The sequence below is a fragment of the Bradyrhizobium erythrophlei genome (genome assembly GCF_042430365.1).
Taxonomy (GTDB): Bacteria; Pseudomonadota; Alphaproteobacteria; order Rhizobiales; family Xanthobacteraceae; genus Bradyrhizobium; species Bradyrhizobium erythrophlei.
In genome coordinates this window covers 1-18,342 of sequence record NZ_JBHMET010000257.1, presented here as the reverse complement: position 1 = coordinate 18,342, position 18,342 = coordinate 1, and the positions used below count along the sequence as shown (strand labels likewise).

The 18,342-nt window shown below is 65.0% G+C and carries 16 protein-coding genes, 1 other RNA gene and 2 pseudogenes; 10 read left to right on the top strand and 9 right to left on the bottom strand.

What is annotated here, in order from left to right; translation table 11 throughout:
- The first annotated feature begins 416 nt into the window (after positions 1-416).
- Together ACFFWD_RS39205 and ACFFWD_RS39200 are read left to right on the top strand one after the other, a co-directional pair.
- Positions 417-1,298 (top strand): N-acetylmuramoyl-L-alanine amidase, encoded by an 882-nt coding sequence (locus tag ACFFWD_RS39205; RefSeq protein ID WP_376974746.1) that lies wholly within the window; start codon positions 417-419, stop codon positions 1,296-1,298.
- Between the two features lie 166 nt (positions 1,299-1,464).
- Positions 1,465-1,683 (top strand): hypothetical protein, encoded by a 219-nt coding sequence (locus ACFFWD_RS39200; RefSeq protein ID WP_376974745.1) that lies wholly within the window; start codon positions 1,465-1,467, stop codon positions 1,681-1,683.
- Between the two features lie 90 nt (positions 1,684-1,773).
- On the opposite strand, the gene ACFFWD_RS39195 is transcribed toward ACFFWD_RS39200, so the two are convergent.
- Positions 1,774-3,009, bottom strand: coding sequence for an RNA polymerase sigma factor (locus tag ACFFWD_RS39195; protein ID WP_376974744.1), 1,236 nt, complete (start codon positions 3,007-3,009; stop codon positions 1,774-1,776).
- A 152-nt stretch (positions 3,010-3,161) separates the two neighbouring features.
- Positions 3,162-3,515 carry a YciI family protein gene (locus ACFFWD_RS39190; protein ID WP_376974743.1) on the bottom strand — a complete coding sequence of 118 codons (354 nt, stop codon included), beginning with the start codon at positions 3,513-3,515 and terminating at the stop codon, positions 3,162-3,164.
- 282 nt (positions 3,516-3,797) lie between these two features.
- Between ACFFWD_RS39190 and ACFFWD_RS39185 the strand changes: the two genes are divergently transcribed.
- On the top strand, positions 3,798-3,977 hold the full coding sequence (locus ACFFWD_RS39185; RefSeq protein ID WP_376974742.1) for a hypothetical protein: 180 nt from the start codon (positions 3,798-3,800) through the stop codon (positions 3,975-3,977).
- Between the two features lie 30 nt (positions 3,978-4,007).
- Here ACFFWD_RS39185 and ACFFWD_RS39180 read toward each other — a convergent pair whose 3' ends face one another.
- Both ACFFWD_RS39180 and ACFFWD_RS39175 read right to left on the bottom strand, forming a co-directional pair.
- A complete protein-coding gene (locus tag ACFFWD_RS39180) occupies positions 4,008-4,433 on the bottom strand; it encodes a PAS domain S-box protein (RefSeq protein ID WP_376974741.1) in 426 nt (141 codons plus the stop codon).
- A 104-nt stretch (positions 4,434-4,537) separates the two neighbouring features.
- Positions 4,538-5,437: a LysR family transcriptional regulator gene (locus ACFFWD_RS39175; protein WP_376974740.1), complete on the bottom strand. Its 900-nt coding sequence runs from the start codon at positions 5,435-5,437 to the stop codon at positions 4,538-4,540.
- Positions 5,438-5,571: 134 nt separating this feature from the next.
- Here ACFFWD_RS39175 and rnpB point away from each other — a divergent pair.
- From rnpB to ACFFWD_RS39155, 4 genes and pseudogenes are all read left to right on the top strand, one after another.
- Positions 5,572-5,996, top strand: an RNA gene (rnpB, locus tag ACFFWD_RS39170) — RNase P RNA component class A.
- 200 nt (positions 5,997-6,196) lie between these two features.
- Positions 6,197-7,855 carry a tetratricopeptide repeat protein gene (locus ACFFWD_RS39165; RefSeq protein WP_376974739.1) on the top strand — a complete coding sequence of 553 codons (1,659 nt, stop codon included), beginning with the start codon at positions 6,197-6,199 and terminating at the stop codon, positions 7,853-7,855.
- Between the two features lie 135 nt (positions 7,856-7,990).
- Positions 7,991-9,790, top strand: a complete 1,800-nt coding sequence (locus ACFFWD_RS39160) for an adenylate/guanylate cyclase domain-containing protein (protein WP_376974738.1) — start codon at positions 7,991-7,993, stop codon at positions 9,788-9,790.
- Between the two features lie 173 nt (positions 9,791-9,963).
- Positions 9,964-10,102, top strand: a pseudogene (locus ACFFWD_RS39155) (ClpX C4-type zinc finger protein); the annotation flags it as partial.
- Between the two features lie 81 nt (positions 10,103-10,183).
- Here ACFFWD_RS39155 and ACFFWD_RS39150 read toward each other — a convergent pair.
- Positions 10,184-10,297: pseudogene (locus ACFFWD_RS39150) on the bottom strand (alpha/beta fold hydrolase); the annotation flags it as partial.
- A 124-nt stretch (positions 10,298-10,421) separates the two neighbouring features.
- Here ACFFWD_RS39150 and ACFFWD_RS39145 point away from each other — a divergent pair.
- Positions 10,422-11,165 (top strand): sulfite exporter TauE/SafE family protein, encoded by a 744-nt coding sequence (locus tag ACFFWD_RS39145; RefSeq protein WP_376974737.1) that lies wholly within the window; start codon positions 10,422-10,424, stop codon positions 11,163-11,165.
- 19 nt (positions 11,166-11,184) lie between these two features.
- Here the strand turns inward: ACFFWD_RS39145 and ACFFWD_RS39140 are convergent, their stop codons facing one another.
- The 4 genes from ACFFWD_RS39140 to ACFFWD_RS39125 form a co-directional block, all read right to left on the bottom strand.
- Positions 11,185-11,346 carry a hypothetical protein gene (locus ACFFWD_RS39140; RefSeq protein WP_376974736.1) on the bottom strand — a complete coding sequence of 54 codons (162 nt, stop codon included), beginning with the start codon at positions 11,344-11,346 and terminating at the stop codon, positions 11,185-11,187.
- Between the two features lie 64 nt (positions 11,347-11,410).
- Positions 11,411-13,213 (bottom strand): ABC transporter ATP-binding protein, encoded by a 1,803-nt coding sequence (locus ACFFWD_RS39135; RefSeq protein ID WP_376974735.1) that lies wholly within the window; start codon positions 13,211-13,213, stop codon positions 11,411-11,413.
- Positions 13,214-13,555: 342 nt separating this feature from the next.
- On the bottom strand, positions 13,556-15,145 hold the full coding sequence (locus ACFFWD_RS39130; protein ID WP_376974734.1) for a DHA2 family efflux MFS transporter permease subunit: 1,590 nt from the start codon (positions 15,143-15,145) through the stop codon (positions 13,556-13,558).
- Positions 15,146-15,207: 62 nt separating this feature from the next.
- On the bottom strand, positions 15,208-16,503 hold the full coding sequence (locus ACFFWD_RS39125; RefSeq protein ID WP_376974733.1) for an HlyD family secretion protein: 1,296 nt from the start codon (positions 16,501-16,503) through the stop codon (positions 15,208-15,210).
- A gap of 187 nt (positions 16,504-16,690) precedes the next feature.
- Here ACFFWD_RS39125 and ACFFWD_RS39120 point away from each other — a divergent pair, with 187 nt between their 5' ends.
- Together ACFFWD_RS39120 and ACFFWD_RS39115 are read left to right on the top strand one after the other, a co-directional pair.
- Positions 16,691-17,335, top strand: coding sequence for a TetR/AcrR family transcriptional regulator (locus tag ACFFWD_RS39120; protein ID WP_376974732.1), 645 nt, complete (start codon positions 16,691-16,693; stop codon positions 17,333-17,335).
- 109 nt (positions 17,336-17,444) lie between these two features.
- Entirely contained in the window at positions 17,445-18,287 is an 843-nt protein-coding gene (locus ACFFWD_RS39115) for a GNAT family N-acetyltransferase (protein WP_376974731.1), read from the top strand.
- The last annotated feature ends 55 nt before the right edge of the window (positions 18,288-18,342 follow it).

Genomic DNA, 18,342 nt, shown 5'->3' with positions numbered 1-18,342 from the left:
CGGCCCATTGCGCCTCGAATCCTCGCGCCTTGCCTGGCCGCTCCGGTGAAAGCGCCGCTGCGAGATGCGCGCGCTGGTTCCCGTTTTCGGCCGCAAATCCTGATTTCCGACCGGAATTTGCTGGGCTTCCATGGGATTTCGCGCAAAAGCGGACCTCGGCCGTCCCTCAAACCGGTTCGGCTATTCACCACTCAGTAACGGCACTTAGCGTTAAGAAAACGTTGATGATCCGTTAGCGGAATTGCACGCCTTTTATTGGGCCGGAACCGGGGTGATGCCCCTGGCACACACCCGCCGTAAAATGCGGCACCGGGAACCCGCGGGCCGATTGCGCTGCCTCGCAGGGTAAAGGAATAGTAAACGCATATCGTTCACCAATCGGTATTGCCGTTCTCCTGCCGGGTTTAGGTTATCTGATGGCTTCAGGTTCGTTCATGTCTCCAGGTCCTGGTTCGAAGGGCCCCGATTCGAAAGACTCTGATTCGAAGCGTCAACGCGCCCTTCCCGTTCCCAGGGCGATTGCCGACATGAAGACGTTCACGCCCGATTCCTCGATTGCCTCCGACGTGATCCCCTCGATGAACTACGGCGAGCGCGCGAACGGGCGCCAGCCCGACATGATCGTGCTGCACTATACCGGCATGCCCGACGTCGAGGGAGCGATCGCGCAGCTCGTGACCGCCGGCACCGAGGTCTCCGCGCATTACATCGTGCTCGAGGACGGCCGCATCGTGCAATCCGTGCCGGAGAGCAAGCGCGCCTGGCACGCCGGCGTCTCGTTCTGGGCCGGCGAGGAAGACATCAATTCCTGCTCGATCGGCATCGAGATCATCAACCGCGGCCATGACTGGGGCTATCCGGACTTTCCGCTGCGCCAGATCGCCGCCGTGATCGCGCTGTGCCGCGGCATCATGCTCCGCCGCAAGGTGCCGTCGCATCGCGTGCTCGGCCATTCCGACGTCGCGCCGGGCCGCAAGAAGGATCCCGGCGAGAAATTCCCGTGGCATTCGCTGGCCAATTCCGGCGTCGGCCACTGGGTACAGCCGGCGCCGATCGTGCGCGGCGACGCGCTGAAGCTCGGCGCCATCAGCGACGCCGTCGCCGACATGCAGGCTGCGTTTGCGCGCTACGGCTACAACATGCCGACCAACGGCAAGTTCGACGGCCCGACCATGGAGGTGGTCACCGCGTTCCAGCGCCACTTCCGCCCCGAAAAGGTCGATGGCATCGCCGACCAGTCGACCATGGCGACGCTGCACGCCCTGCTCGCGAGCCTGCCGGTGGTTGCGGCGAAGTAGGTCGTGGCGCAGGCGAAGTAGGCCGGCAGCCTCTCCGCCGGCGTTGCGAGCCAACGGGTCCCGCGAGTTCGCGTCGCCTTTCTGGCCACGCGAGCACGCGCAAAAAGAGGAACTTTTCATCCCTGCGCCGGTTTTTTCTTGGGGCGATTTGAGTGGAGATTCATCCATGTTCAAAGCACTCATTGCGGGAGCGGTCGCCACCGGCCTCATCGTCGCTCCAGTAGCCGCAGGCGCCATGTCGACCCAGCACAAGACCTCGACCCACAAGACCCACAAGATCCATCACGCGCAGAAGAAGATGGCACCCGGCACCACGACCGGCATGTCGAGCGGAGCGGCGACCGAAAAAACGACTGGTGGTGCAAAGGCAAAATCGGGGTACTGAGGACGTCTAACGTCGCGGCACGCTGACGGTCGTTGATCGTTGATGCGAGCGTGGTCCCTCTTGCAGGCCACACGCGGGGGTGAGGTGAAGTCACCCCATCTCCGCGATTCGCCGTGCATAGAGCCGCCGGAGCGGCTGGAGTTGCGTCGCGTCGGTGGCCGCGAGATATGCCTTCCGCGCATCCGCTTTCCGGCCGAGCCGGCGCAGCAGGTCGGCGCGCACGGCAGGCAATAACTCGTACCCTTTCAAACCGCCGCGCGCGTCCAGCGCGTCGATCAAATCGAGCGCGCGCGCCGGGCCGTCGACCATCGACACCGCGGCGGCGTGATTGAGCTCGATCACGGGCGACGGGCTGATCCGCAGCAGCACCTCGTAGAGGCCCGCGATCTGCGGCCAATCGGTATCCTTGTAACTGGGCGCGCGGGCATGGAGCGCCGCAATCGCAGCCTGCACGGCATAGGATTGCGGTGGGCCCGGCGTCCGCAGCGCATCCTCGACCAGCCGCAAGCCCTCGGCGATCTGGCCGGCATCCCACAGCGAACGGTCCTGCTCCTCGAGCAGCACGATGTCGCCGCCCTCGGTCTGGCGCCCGGCGCGCCGCGCATCATGCAGCAGCATCAGCGCCAGGAGGCCCTTGATTTCGCCTCGCGCCGGCATCAGCGCATCGAGCAGCCGCGCCAGCCGGATCGCCTCGTGCACCAGATCGGGCCGCATCAGATCGTCGCCCGAGGTCGCGGCATAGCCTTCGGTATAGACGAGATAGATCACCGCAAGTACACCACGGAGCCGCGGCCCCAGCGCCTCGCGCTCGGGAACCTCATAGGGGATGCCGGCGAGCCTGATCTTCTGCTTGGCGCGCAACAGCCGCTGCGCCATCGCGTCTTCGCCGACCAGGAAGGCGCGCGCGACTTGCGCCGTCGTCAGCCCGCACACCGTCCGCAGGGTCAGCGCGACCTGCACCTGCTCCGCAAAGGACGGATGGCAGCAGGTGAAGATCAGCCGCAGCACGTCGTCGTCGAGCACGGCCTCGCTGGCCTCGGCGGGACACGTCGCATCGAGCAAAAATTGATGGGTCAGCTCCTGCTGCTTGCCGCGAAATGCGATCGCCCGGCGCACGCGGTCGATCGCCTTGTTGCGGCCGACATTGACGAGCCAGGCGCGCGGGTTCGACGGCAGCTCGCCGATCGGCCAACGTTCCATCGCCACCGCGAAAGCGTCCTGAAGCGAATCCTCGGCGAGATCGAAATCGCCGACGAGCCGGATCAGCGTCGCCAGCGCCCGGCCCGCCTCGTCGCGGAAGATTTTTTCGATCTGGGTGGGGGTCATGGGAGTGCCGGTTGATCACCGTCGTTCCGGGGCGATGCGAAGCATCGAACTCTGGCGCGCGGTTGCGCGCCAGAGAACCTCGAGATTCTCAGATGTGCAATTGCACATCATTGTTCGCATCGTCGATGCGCCCCGGAATGCCGGCAACGCCGTCACTTGTCATACACCCAGATCGGCCGCACCTCGATCGATCCGATCCGCGCGCTGGGAATTCGCGCAGCGATCGCGGTCGCCTCGTCGAGATTCTTGGCGTCGATCATGTAGTAGCCGCCGAGTTGCTCGCGGGTCTCCGCGAACGGACCATCGGTATGCAGCGTCTTGCCGTCGCGGACGCGGACGGTGGTCGCGGTCGTGGTCGGACGCAGCCGGTCGCCGCCCTTGAAATTGCCGCTCTGGATGATCGACTGGGTGAACGCGCCATATTCCTCGAGAATCCGCTTGGAGGTCGCCTCATCATTCTTCGCGTATTCGACTTCGTTCTGGTAGATCAACAGCAGGTACTGCATCTTGAAACTCCTTTTTGATCGGCTGGATCGCCGACACCCAGTCGAACGGGCGACGCGCAAGACGACATCGTCAGGATAAATTATTTTGACCCGTGCCGGCGAAAGCATCCGCTCACGGCCGCCACCGGCGCCCCAGGCCACGCTTTGTATCTAACAAGCCGATGATAACGGCCAATATTATTCGTTTGTCAAAGCTATCGGGCCGCGTAGCCTTAAGCCATGTGCCGGGTGGAACCGGCCGTGAAGCCATCGGGACCGGCGATGCAACGAGACGCAGTATTCTTGAGGAAGCTGCGCCGGCTGATTGCCGACGAAGGGTTGACGATTGCAATCCTCGCAACAGTCGCCACGGCGAGCGTGATGGCGTTCGGCTTCGGTGCGGAGTCCGAAATCGTCGCCTCGATGTTGATCATCGGCGTCGTGACCGCGGTTGCCGAAACCCGTCTGCGCTCGGGGAAATGACCGGAGGGCGGCGCCCGCCCGGCATCACTGTTACGTTCTCGCTTGCGCAGCCCTCCGCCGCAGCTCCTTGAGCTCCTCGAAGCGCTTGGTCACGTCACGCATCACGGCCACGGTGCCAGCGATCTCGTGCGTCGCGTCGCGCAGCATCGCGATGGTGAATTCGACGGAAATGCGCGCGCCGTCCCTTGTCAGCGCCGGCACCGACAGGAGATCGCCGTGATCGTAGCGGCTGGTCCCGGTCGCCATCGTGTGGCGGAAGCCGGCCCAATGGCGCGCGCGCAGGTTCTCGGGAATGATGAGGTCGAGCGATTGTCCGATCGCCTCATCGGCGGTGAAGCCGAACACCCTGGCCGCGCCGGGATTCCAGAAGGTGATACGGCCTTCGCGATCGGTCGCGATGATCGCGTCGGACGCGCCGGCGAGCAGCGCATCCCCCACGGCTGCCGCAATATCCATCGGTCGCCTCCTGCCGGTCCCGATCCTGCTCTGGACCCAGCCGTTCGCCGTGACAAGCGAAGAATGGCGATGGAATCAATCGGCGATACCGATATCAATCGCGGTCAGCGCCGCCTTCGCGCGCCGGACTTTGTCCGCGGCGCTTCCGTGCCGGCATGCGTCTGGGACGCGGCAAGGCTATGCATGATCTCGATCGCGCGCGCCAGATGATCGTCCTGCCGGTCGGCCGGATAGGCGACATAGGCCGGCATCGCAAATGCCGGCGCGCCGGCGACGGCGTGAAGCTGCCGCGCCTTCAGGAGCGGCTTGACGATGCGGCGCGCGAAGAAGCCGGAACCACCATTCTCCAGGAGGTGCTGCAATCCGAGCCAGCCGATGTTCACGGTCAGCGCGGGGCCAGCGAAATTCGGAAACAGCGTGCTGTGGCGCGCGTAGAATTCGGGTCCCCAATCGACATAGACATAGCCCTGCCCCGGCTCCGGCGCGCTCTTGGGATCGCTCGACACCAAAATGAGCTGCTCCTCGAACAACAGCTCGACCTTGAGGCCGGGGCGGCTTTGCGGCGTGTACATGACGCCGATATCGATGCGGCCCTCGACCAGCCCCTGCATGAGCTCGGGCTCGAGCGCGCTCTCGGCCCGGATCGAAATATCCGGATGCGCGCGCGTCATCAGCGGCAGCCAGCGCAGCAGATATTCTTCCCACAGCCCGATGCGGCCACCAACCACGAGCGTTGCGGAAAACCCCTTCGGGATTCCGACATCGTGGCGCGCCTGCTCGACGGTGCGAACCAGCACCGAGGCGTGACGCTGAAACTGCCGACCCGCCGGCGTCAGCGTCGTCCCCGCCTTGTTGCGCACGAACAGCACGCAGCCGAGTTGCTGCTCGAGTGTGTGAATGCGGGTGCTGACCGTCGACTGGCTGACGTGAAGGCGCTCCGCGGCGGTGATGAAGTTGCCGGCGCTCACCACCGTCAGGAACGTCCGGGCCAGTTCGGTATCCATGGTGCGAAACCCTTGGATCGATGAATTCGATATCAAAGGGTTATCTTTTGCGGATGTCAAAACCTGGCAAACTGGCCCGGATTAACCATCGCAATCGCTTGACGCCGCACGCCAAAGACTTCATGCCTAGCCCGTCAGTCGGCCGGACGGCCGCTCCTGCAAGCGCCGAAAGGCCGCGGGAGAGGAAAGTCCGGGCTCCATCGACATGCGGTGCCGGATAACGTCCGGCGGGGGCAACCCCAGGGAAAGTGCCACAGAGAACGAACCGCTTCCCCCACCCGAAAGGGAGGGGGCGAGTAAGGGTGAAAAGGTGCGGTAAGAGCGCACCGCGTTTCCGGCAACGGAGACGGCATGGCAAACCACACCGGGAGCAAAACCGAATAGGGACGGCAGCGCGGTCAGTTCGCAAATAGCGATAACACCGCAGGGCGATGTCAGGCCCGCCGTCCGGGTAGGTTGCTCGAGGCAAGGTGCGAACCTTGTCCCAGAGGAATGGCCGTCACGTACCATTCGCGAGAATGGTGCCCTACAGAACCCGGCTTACAGGCCGGCTGATGCTTGACCAATGAGGGGCTCGGCGTAATGCGCCGGGCCCCTCGCCATTTTGGGCGCCCCCCCGGTCGTATCCCCCCGCTGTGATGTCGATCGCCTCTTTGCTAAGGTCCCGGCACGGCACTGCACCTTCGGCAGCACCAAGCCACGCTGCTGACTTCCCCGAAGCAATCCGTGATGCAGGACACACGCAGGAGGCAAAAAGGCATGACCTATTTTGATCTCGGACCGTACAGCCGCAAAGTCACCACATCCTCGCCCGACGCGCAGCTCTGGTTCGACCGCGGGCTCAACTGGCTGTTCGGCTTCAACCATGCCGAGGCGATCAAGTGCTTCCGCAAGGCGCTCGCGCACGACGCCGAATGCGCGATGGCGCATTGGGGCGTCAGCTACGCCTCGGGACCAAACTACAATCTGCCGTGGGTTCGCTATGACGCGCAGGGGCGGCAGATGGCCCTGTCGGCCTCCTACGACGCCATGCAGGACGCGCTCGCGCATGCGGCGAAAGCGAGCGCGGTCGAGCGGGCGATGATCCAGGCCCTGCCCGCGCGCTATCCGCAGCGCGAGGCAATCGAGGACATGGCGCCGTGGGACAGGGCCTACACCAAGGAGGTGCGCAAGGTGTTCGCGGCCTTTCCCGATGATCTCGAGGTCCGCGCGGTCCTGGCCGAATCGATCATGAACGAGACCCCGTGGCAGATGTGGGATCTGCCCTCGGGCAAACCGGCCGAGGGCGCGGGCACCGAGGAATGCACGGCGATCCTCGAACAGGCTTTCGAGCGCGCGCCGGCGGCGTGGGATCACCCCGGCCTGCTGCATCTCTACGTCCACCTGATGGAGATGTCGCCCTTTCCGCAGCGGGCGTTGCGGGCCGGCGACCGGCTCCGCGAGATCGTCCCCGACAGCGGTCACCTGATCCACATGCCGACGCATCTCGACGTGCTGTGCGGACAGTACAACGACGTGCTGCGCTACAATCAGAAGGCGCTGGCGACCGACCGCAGCTTCCTCGCCTATTCTGACGATCCGGGCGTCTACCTGGTCTACGTCATCCACAATTTCCACTTCGCGATCTACGGCGCGATGTTCCTCGGCCAGTACACGCCGGCCATCGCGGCCGCCGAAGAGCTGATCGCAACCGTGCCGGAGCCGGTGCTCCGCATCACGTCGCCGCCGATGGCCGATTTCCTCGAAGGCTATCTGACGATGAAGCAGCACGTTCTCGTGCGCTTCGGCAAATGGCGCGAGATCATCGCACAGAAGCTGCCTGACGATCGCGACCTCTACTGCTCGGTGACGGCCATGATCCACTACGCCAAGGCAGTCGCGCATTCGGCGCTCGGCAATGTCGCCGAGGCCGAGGCCGAGCGGGCGCAGTTCGCGGCGGCGAAGGCCCGCGTGCCGGAGACCCGGCGCGTCCACAACAACCTGATCGTGAACCTGCTCAACGTCGCCGAGGCGATGCTGAACGGCGAGCTGGAATACCGCAAGGGCAACTATGACACCGCGTTCGCGGAGCTGCGCAAATCGGTCGAGCTCTCCGACGCGCTGCCCTATGACGAGCCCTGGGGATGGATGCAGCCGCCGCGGCACGCGCTCGGCGCGCTGCTGCTCGAGCAGGGACGGATCGAGGAAGCCGAGGCGGTCTACCGTTCCGATCTCGGTCTCGACGGCACGCTCAGCCGGGCCTGCCAGCATCCCGACAATCTGTGGTCGCTCCATGGCCTGCACGAATGCCTGCTTCGCCGCGGCGAGAAGGCCGAGAGCGCGCTGATCAAGCAGCGGCTCGATCTCGCGCAGGCGCGGGCGGAGATTCCGATCAAGGCCTCCTGCTTCTGTCGACGGACGGCGATGGCGGCCGCGTAGGCATTCGTCGCCAACCCAAGGGCGGACATGATGATGCGGACTGCGCCGGGCCCGCCGTGCGAGTTGGCATCGATCGCGCATCGTGACATTCTTGCTGAGTAACGCTTGCTTGTTAAGCAACGCTTGGGGTCGACGATGGAGCAGCGCGGTCCGGAATCACGTGTCGAGCGGCGACTGGCTGCGGTGCTGGCGGCCGATGTCGTGGGATATAGCCGCTTGATGGGCCGTGACGAAGAGCGCACGCTTGCCGAGCTGAAATCGCTCCGGCAGAGGCTGATCGATCCAACTGTCGCGACGCATCGTGGCCGCATCGTCAAGACCACGGGCGACGGCATGCTGGTGGAGTTCGCAAGCGCTGTCGACGCGGCACGATGCGCGGTCGAGCTTCAGCGTGGCATGGCAGCGTACAACGCCGAGCTGCCGCAAGAGGCCCGGATCGATTTCAGGATCGGCATTCACGTCGGCGATGTCATGGTCGATGACAACGATATCTTTGGCGACGGCGTCAATATCGCCGCGCGTCTTGAAGGCCTCGCCGAGCCCGGCGGCGTCTGCCTGTCCGAGGATGCGCACCGCCAGATCCGCGGCAAGGTCGACACCGCCTTCGAAGACATGGGACCGCAGGTGCTCAAGAACATCACCGAGCCGATGCGCGCCTGGCGTGCACGGCTGGGTAACGCGCCTCGTTCGACAACCCCGGTGACCTCCGCGGCCGAAACCTCTCAGCCACTGCAACTTCCCGACAAGCCGTCAATCGCGGTGCTGCCGTTCCAGAACATGAGCGGCGATCCCGAGCAGGAGTATTTTGTCGACGGTCTGGTTGAGGACATCATCACCGCGCTGTCGCGCTTCAAGTCACTGTTCGTGATCGCGCGGAACTCGACCTTCACCTACAAGGGTCGTGCCGTCGACATCAAGCAGGTCGGCCGCGAGCTCGGCGTGCGCTACGTGCTGGAAGGCAGCGTACGCAAGGCGGGCAACCGCGTGCGGATCAGCGGCCAGCTCATCAAGGCCGACACCGGCACCCATATCTGGGCCGACCGCTACGACGGCGAGCTGGCCGAGATCTTCGAGCTGCAAGACCAGGTGACGCATGACGTCGTCGGCGCGATCGCGCCCCGGCTCGAGCAGGCCGAGATCGAGCGCGCGCGGCGCAAGCCGACCGGCAGCCTCGATGCCTACGACCATTATCTGCGCGGCCTCGCCTGCAGCTATCGCATGGACCGGGAGAGCATCGCCGAGGCGATGGAATTTGTGGGGAAGGCGATCGAGCTCGATCCCGGGTTCGCCACCGCGTACGGCCTCGGCGCCTGGTGCTATTACTGGCGCCGTGTGAATCGCTGGACCACCGAGCATGAACGGGAGATCGGCGACGCCGCACGCCTGGCCGCCAGCGCAGCCGCGTTCGGGCAGGACGATGCCATCGCCCTTTCCTATGCCGGCATGGCTCTGGGCCATGTTGCCGGCGAGGCCGAGGCGGGTCTTGCCCTCGCCGACCGGGCGCGGCTGCTGAACACCAATCTCGCGATCGCCTGGCATGCCTCCGGCTCGGTTTGTGTCCCGCGGGGGCCGCTGGACCAAGCGAGCGAGCGGCTGTCGCATGCGCTGCGGCTCAGCCCGCTTGATCCCCTCAGCTTCTGCACGCTGAGCTACGCCGCGCTCGCCAATTTCCTCGCCGGTCAGGCCGATGCGGCGTGGCCGCTCGCGGAACGGGCGTGCCGCGATCAGCCCCACTTCCTGCTGGCGTTGCGCGTCGCCGCGGCCAGTAATGCCGCCGCCGGACGCCTGGCGGAGGCACGGGCGTTCGCAGCCCGTGCCCTTCAGCTCGACCCCGATCTCAGCCTCTCCAATCTGAGTTCACGCATTGGACCCCTGCTTCCCGAACGCTTTGCCAAATATGCCGAGGCGCTGCGCCAAGCCGGCGTGCCGGATTGAGGCGCGCGCTTTCAGGAGAATCGCAGATGGACCTGCAAAAGATCATCCAGTCCGCACGCGCGATCAGCGGTCAATCCGGCGTCATCACATCAGATCAACTGAGTGAGCTGTGCCCGAAGGACCTTGGGGCCGAGGATATCGAGGCGATCTTTGCGGCTCTCAGGGAGGAAGGAATCCGGCTTGCCGACGATCCGGCGCAGGCGTCGGACCCTGCATGTTCGTTCTGCGGAAAGGCCCAGCCGCAGGTCCTGCAACTGATCGCCGGACCGAGTGGATTCATTTGCAACGAATGCGTCCAGCTGTGCGTGCAACTGATTTCCATCAAGCACCCGGAATGGTTGCCGGAGCACCGGAAGTATGTCGACAGCCTGACGGGCAAGCCCTGACTCGGTGAACGATCTCCTCCAGCAGCGCCATCAGCGCCTCCGGCGCGGTGACGTTCGGCGCGTGGCTGGCGTCGATCTCGAAATAGCGCCAGCCCGGCTCGCTCTTCGTGCGCTTCGCAAAAATGAGCTGGCATTCATGGCGATGCGTCCACTTTCGATTATCGCTGGAGAAGAGCGATTTCGAATAGTACCCGCAGGCGGCGTCGTGTAAACGTCGCGGCAATGACCAAGAAAACGAGACGACTATGACCGCGGCGACCTACGCGATCCTTTTCTCCGGCGCGCTTGCCGGAGGATTTGTATCCGGGCTTGCGGGTTTCGGCACCGCGCTGATGGCGCTCGGCATCTGGCTCTACGTGCTGCCGCCGACGCTTGCGGTGCCGCTGGTATTGATCTGCTCTGTCATCGCGCAGGTCTCGACGCTGCCGTCGATCTGGAAGACCATCGATTTCCGCCTGGTCTGGCCCTTCATCGTCGGCGGCCTCGCCGGCGTGCCGATCGGCATCCTCCTGATCGCCCATGCCGACCCGGTTGTCTTCAAGCGCACCATCGGCGTGTTCCTGGTGGTGTTTCCGATCGTGCTTTATCTCCAGAAGAAGCCGATGGCGGTCCGCATCGGCGGCAAATGGGCCGATGCTGCGATTGGATTTGCCGGCGGCATCCTCGGCGGCCTGGCCGGCCTCTCCGGCCCGCTTCCGATCCTGTGGGCGAGCATCCGCGGTTGGGCCAAGGAAGAACGGCGCGGCATCTTCCAGACCTTCAATTTCACCATCCTCGCAACGGCGCTGTGCGTGCAGGTCGCAAGCGGCCTGGTCGATCTCGAGATCATCTGGCTCGTGGTCTGCGCGTTCCCCGGGACATTGCTCGGCGCATGGCTCGGCGCGCGGGTCTATCACGCGATGAGCGACCGGAATTTCTCCGACGTCGTGCTGGCGCTGCTGGTGCTCTCTGGGCTCGGACTATTGTGGAGCGGATTTGTGCCGAGATAGCGCGCCGCGAACGGCGCTGCTACTCCTCGTTGTCTCGCATCAACCGATCGAGCTCTTCCGCCTTCAATTGCCTGAGAGCCCTCTCCACCTCTCGACTATAACGGCGGTCGTTTGGCTCGACGCCGCGTTGCGCCTTGCGACCGCATTGCTGCACGAACACGCGCACTGTTGCTGCCACCAAGGCACGCTTCTGATCAGCGTTTAGACGCCGCCGCTTCGGCGAAGCTCCTTCGACCACGTCGAACTCACTCCGCCGCGTCGATCCGGCCGAACTCGGTCACCTGACGCTCGAACAGGCCGCGATAGATGCCGCCCGGCCGAGCGGTCAGGGCCTTGTGTGTGCCCTGCTCGACGATCTCGCCGCGATCGAACACCAGGATGCGGTCCATGCTGCGCACCGTCGACAGGCGGTGCGCGATCACGATCGATGTCCGGCCCTTCATCAGCCGCTCCATCGCCTCCTGGATCAGCGCCTCCGATTCCGAATCGAGGCTCGAGGTCGCCTCGTCCAGGATCAGGACTGGCGCATCGGCGAGGAATGCGCGCGCCAGCGCCACGCGCTGCCGCTCGCCGCCCGACAGCTTGACGCCGCGCTCGCCCACCAGCGTGCCGTAGCCCTTCGGCAGCCGCATGATGAAGTCGTGCGCATTGGCAAGCCGCGCCGCGTGCTCGATCGCGTCCATGCTGGCGCCCGGCCGGCCGTAGGCGATGTTCTCCGCCAGCGAGCGGTGAAACAGGATCGGCTCCTGCTGCACGATCGCGATCTGGCTGCGCAGCGATTGCTGCGTCGCCTTGGCGATGTCCTGACCGTCGATCAGGATCCGGCCACCGGAGACGTCGTAGAGCCGCTGCACCAGCTTGACGAAGGTCGTCTTGCCGGAGCCGGAGCGTCCGACCAGGCCGACGCGCTCGCCCGCGCGGATGTCGACCGCCAGCCCGTCGTAGAGCGGCCGGCGGTGACCGCCGTAGTGGAACGTGACGTCGTCGAACACGATGCGGCCGCCCTGGATGTCGATCGGCGTGGCATCGACGGCGTCGACGATGCCGAGCGGCTCGCCATGGATCGCCACCAGTTCCTCCATGTCGTTCACCGAACGCTGCAGGTTGTTGATGTGCATGCCGACGTCCCGCAGGTAAGCGTGGATGATGTAGTAGCTGGTCAGCACATAGGTGACGTCGCCCGGCGTGGCGTGGCCGGCGGCCCATAACAGGATCGCGCCGCCGATCACCGAGGTGCGGAAGCACAACAGCACCACGAGCTGCGCCGCGCCGGTGTGGTTATAGCGGTACCAGGTCCGCCGCACGCGACGGCGCCAGCGGCCGACGACGCCGGCGAGGCGCGCGTCCTCCCGCTCTTCCGCGCCGAACGACTTCACCACCGCGTTGCAGGTCAGTGCGTCCGCCAGCGTGCCGCCGACCTTGGTGTCCCATGCGTTGGAGACGCGCGCGGCCGGCGCGACGTAGCGCACCTGGAACGCCATCGTCATCGCGACATAGATCACCGAGCCGATCGCGATCACCGCGCCGAGCGACGGCCAGTGCAGGCCGAGCAGGATCATCGAACCGACCAGCACCACCAGCGACGGCAGCAGCGCCATCAGGATGGTGTCGTTCAACAGGTCGAGCGCCCACATGCCGCGCGTGATCTTGCGCACGGTCGAGCCGGCGAACGAGTTGGCGTGCCAGTCGGTCGAGAAGCGCTGCACGCGCATGAACGCCTGCTGCGCCACGTCGGACATCGTCTTCAGCGTGAACGGCACGATCGCCTGCAGGCCCACAATGCGCACGATCACCTGCGCGAGGCCGAGGGCGACAATCGCGCCGAACGCGAGCAGCGCCGCATGGCGCGCGGCGGGTTCCGAGGCGCCCGCGGTCAGCGCGTCGACCAGATGGCCGGAATAGAGCGGCATGAACAGGTCGGCGACGGTCGCGCCGAGGAAGGCTGCGGTCACCACGCAGGCGCGCAGCGGCTGCTCCAGCCAGTGGCGGAACACGAACGGGATCACCATCCGGATCGCGGCGGGGCGTTTAGTCGTCTGTCGGGTCATTGCAAATTCCGGCCACGCGTTATCCGCGCCAACCGGCTCCACTTGAGACGACGCGCGGACGGAATCCGGCCGCAAGCGTCGTCGAAAACAATCGGTAACGTGTTGGGAAGTTTGGGCGATCGGGGATCACGCCCGATCAGAGCTGGTGCTCAACGCGCGAGGGCGTCCAGCAGGACCATCGAACGCGGGCGCGCGATCTGCGAATATGTCGAAATCATGCACATCTCCCCGGTTCGAGCAACGATGCGCTGCTTATAAATGCGTCACGCGCGATTTGCAAGTTGACAAACGCGTGAGCGCATTTTGTCGCGATTCAAACCGCGCGAGTGTGACCGCGAAGACTCAGTGCGCGTCGCCGCCGGCCGCGGTCAACGACGGCGGCTTGTTGACCAGCAGCACCAGGAGGCTAAGGCCGACATAGAATAGCGCCAGCATCAGGAAGGCGTCGCCATAGCTCATCACCGTGGCCTGGCGGTGCACGATCTGCGACAGCTGCTTCATCGCCATCAGCGCGGAATCGCCGATCCCCTGCATGCGCTGGGTGAACATGTTGAGCGTCTCGACCGCGGTCGCGTTGCCCCAGGTGACGCGGTCATGCAGGCGGGCGATGTGCAGGTCGGTGCGATCGTTCAGCACCTGATTGATGACGGCAAGGCCGACCGCGCCGCCAAGATTGCGCATCAGGTTGAACAGACCCGAGGCGTTCTTGACGCGGTCCTGCGGCAAGGTGGCAAGCGCGATGTTGTTGGTCGGCACCATCGCGCACATCATGCCGATGCCGCGCAGGATCTGCGGCAGCAACAGCTCGTAGAAATCATAGTCGCGGGTGATCCAGGTCATCTGCCAGGAGCCCAGCGCGAAGGTGACGAGGCCGAAGGCGATGATGTAGCGCAGGTCGACCTTCTGCATCAGACGCCCGACCACCGGCGCCATGAAGAACATCGTCGCGCCGGAGACGAACATCGTCTCGCCGATCATCAGCGCGCTGTAGCCGCGTACCTCGGCGAGATAGCGCGGATAGACATAGGTCAGGCCGTAGAGCCCGATGCCGATGCAGAATTGCAGCACGCAGCCGACCGCGAAGTTGCGGTTGGCGAAGGCATAGAGGTCGACGATCGGCTCCTCCGCCGTCAGCACCCGCCAGAAGAAGGCGATCGCCGAGACGAAGCAGATCGCGGCGCAGACCGCGACCGATGTGTCCTGCAGCCATTCATATTGCGGACCTTCCTCGAGCACATATTCCAGTGTGCCGAGGAAGCCACCCATGAAGATCAGGCCCCACCAGTCGAAGCGGTCGAGCAGCGCGAAATTCGGCTGGTCGAAATCGATCAGCGCCAGCACGCCAATGGTGATGCCGATGCCGGGCACGACGTTGATGAAGAACAGCCAGTGCCACGACATCAGGTCGGTGATGAAGCCGCCCACCGTCGGACCGACGGTCGGCGCCAGCGTCGCGACGAGGCCGATGATCGGCGCCACGATGTGGAATTTTGTCCGTGGGAAGATCGTGTAGGCCGATGCGAACACCGTCGGTATCATGCCGGCGCCCAAAAAGCCTTGAAGCGCACGCCACAGGATCATCTGCTCGATCGTGGTGGCGAAGCCGCAGAGCAGGCTCGAGACCGTGAAGCCGAACGCCGAGATCGCAAACAACAGCCGCGTGCCGAGCGCGCGCGACAGGAAGCCCGACAGCGGAATCGCGATCACCTCGGCGATCAAGTAGGCGGTCTGCACCCACGACACTTCGGTCGAGCTCGCCGACAGGCCGGCCTGGATTTCGGTGAGCGAGGCCGAGACGACCTGGATGTCCAGGATCGACATGAACATCCCGAACACCATGATGATGAACGCGAACAGCCGCTTCGGCTGGATCCGTTCCGAGGCCGGCGCGGCGCTCATCATTGAGGGGGAAGCGGTGGTCGTATCAGCCATTCGTATCAGCCATGGGCTCACCGGGCTCCTGGACTTCGGACCGGCGGCCCGAAGCTCAGACATCACTGCGGATGGATCATCATCGGCGCGTCGAGGTCGGCGTCGCTGTCGGCATCCGCCGCGCCCTCGCGGGTGTCGACGGTGGTGTAGACCGACATGCCGGCACGCAGCAGGCCCTGCCTGGCGACGCCGCGCGGCACACGGATCCGCACCGGAAGGCGCTGCACGATCTTGGTGAAGTTGCCGGTCGCGTTGTCGGGCGGCAGCAGCGTGAACACCGAACCCGCCGCCGGTGAAAGGCTATCGACCGTGCCGGTGAACTTGCGGAAGCCGTAGGCGTCGACCTTGATCGTCACCGGCTGCCCCTTGCGGATACGCTTGAGCTGCGTCTCCTTGTAGTTGGCGTCAATGAAGACCTCGTCGAGTGGCACCACATTGCCGAGGCGCTGGCCGGCCTGGATGAAATCGCCGACATTGACGAGGCGGTTGGAAAAGGTGCCGTCGACCGGCGCGCGTACCGAGGTGAAATCGAGATCGCGCTCGGCCTTGGCGAGCTGGGTCTGCAATTCCGCGAGCTGCGCGCGGGCTTCGGCCTGCTGCGCCTTGGTCACCTCGACATTGTCCTTGGCGGCATCATAGGCGGCCTGCGCCGACTTCACCGCGGCGGCGCCCTGGTCGCGGCCGGCCTCGGAGACCTCGAAGGTGGCGCGCGAGGCAAAGCCCTTGTTGCTCAGCGCCTGCTGGCGGTCGTAATCGAGATCGGCGCGCTTCAGGCCGGCTTCGGCGGAGACGAGCTGCGCCTTGGCCTGCGCGACCGCGCTTTCCAGCGCCGTGACCTGGCGTCCGATGCGGTCGATGGTCGCCTGCTGGGTTGCGATCTTGGTGCGCGCGGCGTCGACCGCGATGCGATAGTCGCCATCGTCGATCCGGAAGATCACGTCGCCGGCACGCACCAGCGTGTTGTCGGCCGGAAAGATCGCGGCGACATGGCCCGCGACCCGGGCGCCGAGCATGGTGTTGTTGGCGCGGACATAGGCGTCGTCGGTCGAGATGTAGAAGCGGCCGACCATCAGGTAATAGGCGGCGTAGCTCGCGGCGGCGAGCGCAAGCAGGCCGAGCACGCCCATCATCATGAATTTTCGCTTGCCGGATTTCGGCGCGGCAGCGGCGGGCGAGGCCGCCGGTTTCTCGGGCGCAGGCTCAACGGGCGCGTCGGCCGGACGGCGCTTCGCTTCGTCGGCGAGTGGAGCCCTGAGCTGCTCGCCGGGATTGGCGGCCGCCTCGCGCGCGACTTCGTCCTCGGCCACTTCAGGCTCGGAACGGACGATACGCGCGGCCTGGTCTCTCGCAGCGGCCATCAGTGGCCTCCTCACAAAAATCCCGATGGTCGCGCGGCCGGAAACAGCCCACGAGAGCATCGTCCTTGTCACAGATAGCATTGACCGAACGGTTCGGTCAATCTATATTGCCATGCGGTGGATTATAATGTTTCGATTCTCGCCCTTGCCGACTTTGGGCTGATTTCGTTCCTGAGAGCCTGAACCAATGGTTGCAGCGTCCCAAGATCCCCTCCACGTCGTCGGCGACGAGGATTCCTCGAAGCGCCGCCAGATCCTGGATGGCGCCCGCAAGGTGTTCATGGACCTCGGCTTTGACGGCGCGAGCATGGGCGAGATCGCCCGCGCGGCCGGCGTCTCCAAGGGCACGCTCTATGTGTATTTCGCCGACAAGTGCGGGCTGTTCGAAGCGATCGTCGAGGAAGAGAAGATCGAGCAGGGCAAGACCGCCTTCAATTTCGATCCCGAGCGCGACGTCGACACCACCCTCCCCGAATTCGGGCGCGCCTATGTCGCCCTGCTGTGTCGGCCCGGCGGCGGTTCGGCGATCCGAACCGTGATGGCGATTGCCGAGCGGATGCCCGAGGTCGGCAGCCGGTTCTATACCCACGTGATCGCCCACACCGTCGACCGCTTCGCGGCCTATCTCGAGGCGCGCGCCAAGCTCGGCGAGCTCGTGATGGACGACACCCAGCTCGCCGCCTGGCAGTTCATGCAGATGTGCCAGGCGACGCTGTTCCAGGCGTTCATCTTCCAGGCCAAGCCCTCGCCCTCGGCTGAGCGGATCGCAACCGTGGTCGACAGCGCGACGCGGGTGTTCTTTGCGGCGTACCGGCAGAAGAAGACGGATTGAGCCCTCGCCGTCATTGCGAGGAGCGTCAGCGACGAAGCAATCCCTCGCAATGACGGAGAGAGATTGGCACGCTACTCTGGATACCGCGACGCCAGCTCGAGGATCATCAATGTCCGAACTGCGCATTCGGCATATGCAGCCGAGCGAGATCGCGCTCGCCGTCGACTGGGCTGCGGCCGAGGGCTGGAATCCCGGCCTTAGCGACGCCGCCTGCTTTGCCGCCGAAGACCCTGAGGGTTTCTTCATCGGCGAACTCGACGGCCGGCCGGCTGCGGTCATCTCCTGCATCAATTACGGCGCACGCTTTGCCTTCCTCGGCTTCTATATCGTGCGCGCCGACTTGCGCGGCCGCGGCCATGGATTGCGGATCTGGAACGCGGCGATCGCGCATGCCGATCCGCGCGTGATCGGGCTCGACGGCGTGGTGGCGCAACAGGCGAACTACGCGAAGTCCGGTTTCCGGCTCGCTTACGCCAACGTGCGCTATGGCGGCAGCGTGACGGGACCGATTGCGCCGACGGCCAATGTCATCGCGCTGGGCGACGTGTCGACGGCGATCCTGGAAGCTGACGACGCAACGGTATTCCCGGCACCGCGGCCGGCGTTCTTGCGCGCCTGGATCAACGCTCCGGGACACATCGGACGCGCGCTGATGCGCGACGGCCGGCTTGCCGGCTGGGGTGTGATCCGGCCATGCCGGAGCGGCCGCAAGATCGGTCCGCTCATTGCCGACGACCGCGCGAGCGCCGAGATTGTTTTATCTGCGTTGCTGGCCGACGCAGGCGGCGGCGAGATTTTCCTCGATGTTCCCGCGGTCAACCGCGACGCAGTCGCGCTGGCGCAGGACCTCAAGCTTTCGCCGGTGTTCGAGACCGCGCGCATGTACACCGGCGCCATCCCGCAACTTGCGCTGCAGCGGATTTTCGGCGTCACCACGTTCGAGCTGGGCTAAAGCATGATGAAGTTAGGTTCGTCCATATCCTGAGTTTGCGAAGTAGCTTGCGCAT

Coding starts and splice junctions, on each gene's coding strand:
- ACFFWD_RS39130 (WP_376974734.1), bottom strand. CDS start 15,145: ATGGCTGATACGACCACCGCTTCCCCCTCAATGATGAGCGCCGCGCCG.
- ACFFWD_RS39190 (WP_376974743.1), bottom strand. CDS start 3,515: ATGCAGTACCTGCTGTTGATCTACCAGAACGAAGTCGAATACGCGAAG.
- ACFFWD_RS39120 (WP_376974732.1), top strand. CDS start 16,691: ATGGTTGCAGCGTCCCAAGATCCCCTCCACGTCGTCGGCGACGAGGAT.
- ACFFWD_RS39160 (WP_376974738.1), top strand. CDS start 7,991: ATGGAGCAGCGCGGTCCGGAATCACGTGTCGAGCGGCGACTGGCTGCG.
- ACFFWD_RS39175 (WP_376974740.1), bottom strand. CDS start 5,437: ATGGATACCGAACTGGCCCGGACGTTCCTGACGGTGGTGAGCGCCGGC.
- ACFFWD_RS39125 (WP_376974733.1), bottom strand. CDS start 16,503: ATGGCCGCTGCGAGAGACCAGGCCGCGCGTATCGTCCGTTCCGAGCCT.
- ACFFWD_RS39195 (WP_376974744.1), bottom strand. CDS start 3,009: ATGACCCCCACCCAGATCGAAAAAATCTTCCGCGACGAGGCGGGCCGG.
- ACFFWD_RS39165 (WP_376974739.1), top strand. CDS start 6,197: ATGACCTATTTTGATCTCGGACCGTACAGCCGCAAAGTCACCACATCC.
- ACFFWD_RS39180 (WP_376974741.1), bottom strand. CDS start 4,433: ATGGATATTGCGGCAGCCGTGGGGGATGCGCTGCTCGCCGGCGCGTCC.
- ACFFWD_RS39200 (WP_376974745.1), top strand. CDS start 1,465: ATGTTCAAAGCACTCATTGCGGGAGCGGTCGCCACCGGCCTCATCGTC.
- ACFFWD_RS39135 (WP_376974735.1), bottom strand. CDS start 13,213: ATGACCCGACAGACGACTAAACGCCCCGCCGCGATCCGGATGGTGATC.
- ACFFWD_RS39145 (WP_376974737.1), top strand. CDS start 10,422: ATGACCGCGGCGACCTACGCGATCCTTTTCTCCGGCGCGCTTGCCGGA.
- ACFFWD_RS39115 (WP_376974731.1), top strand. CDS start 17,445: ATGTCCGAACTGCGCATTCGGCATATGCAGCCGAGCGAGATCGCGCTC.
- ACFFWD_RS39205 (WP_376974746.1), top strand. CDS start 417: ATGGCTTCAGGTTCGTTCATGTCTCCAGGTCCTGGTTCGAAGGGCCCC.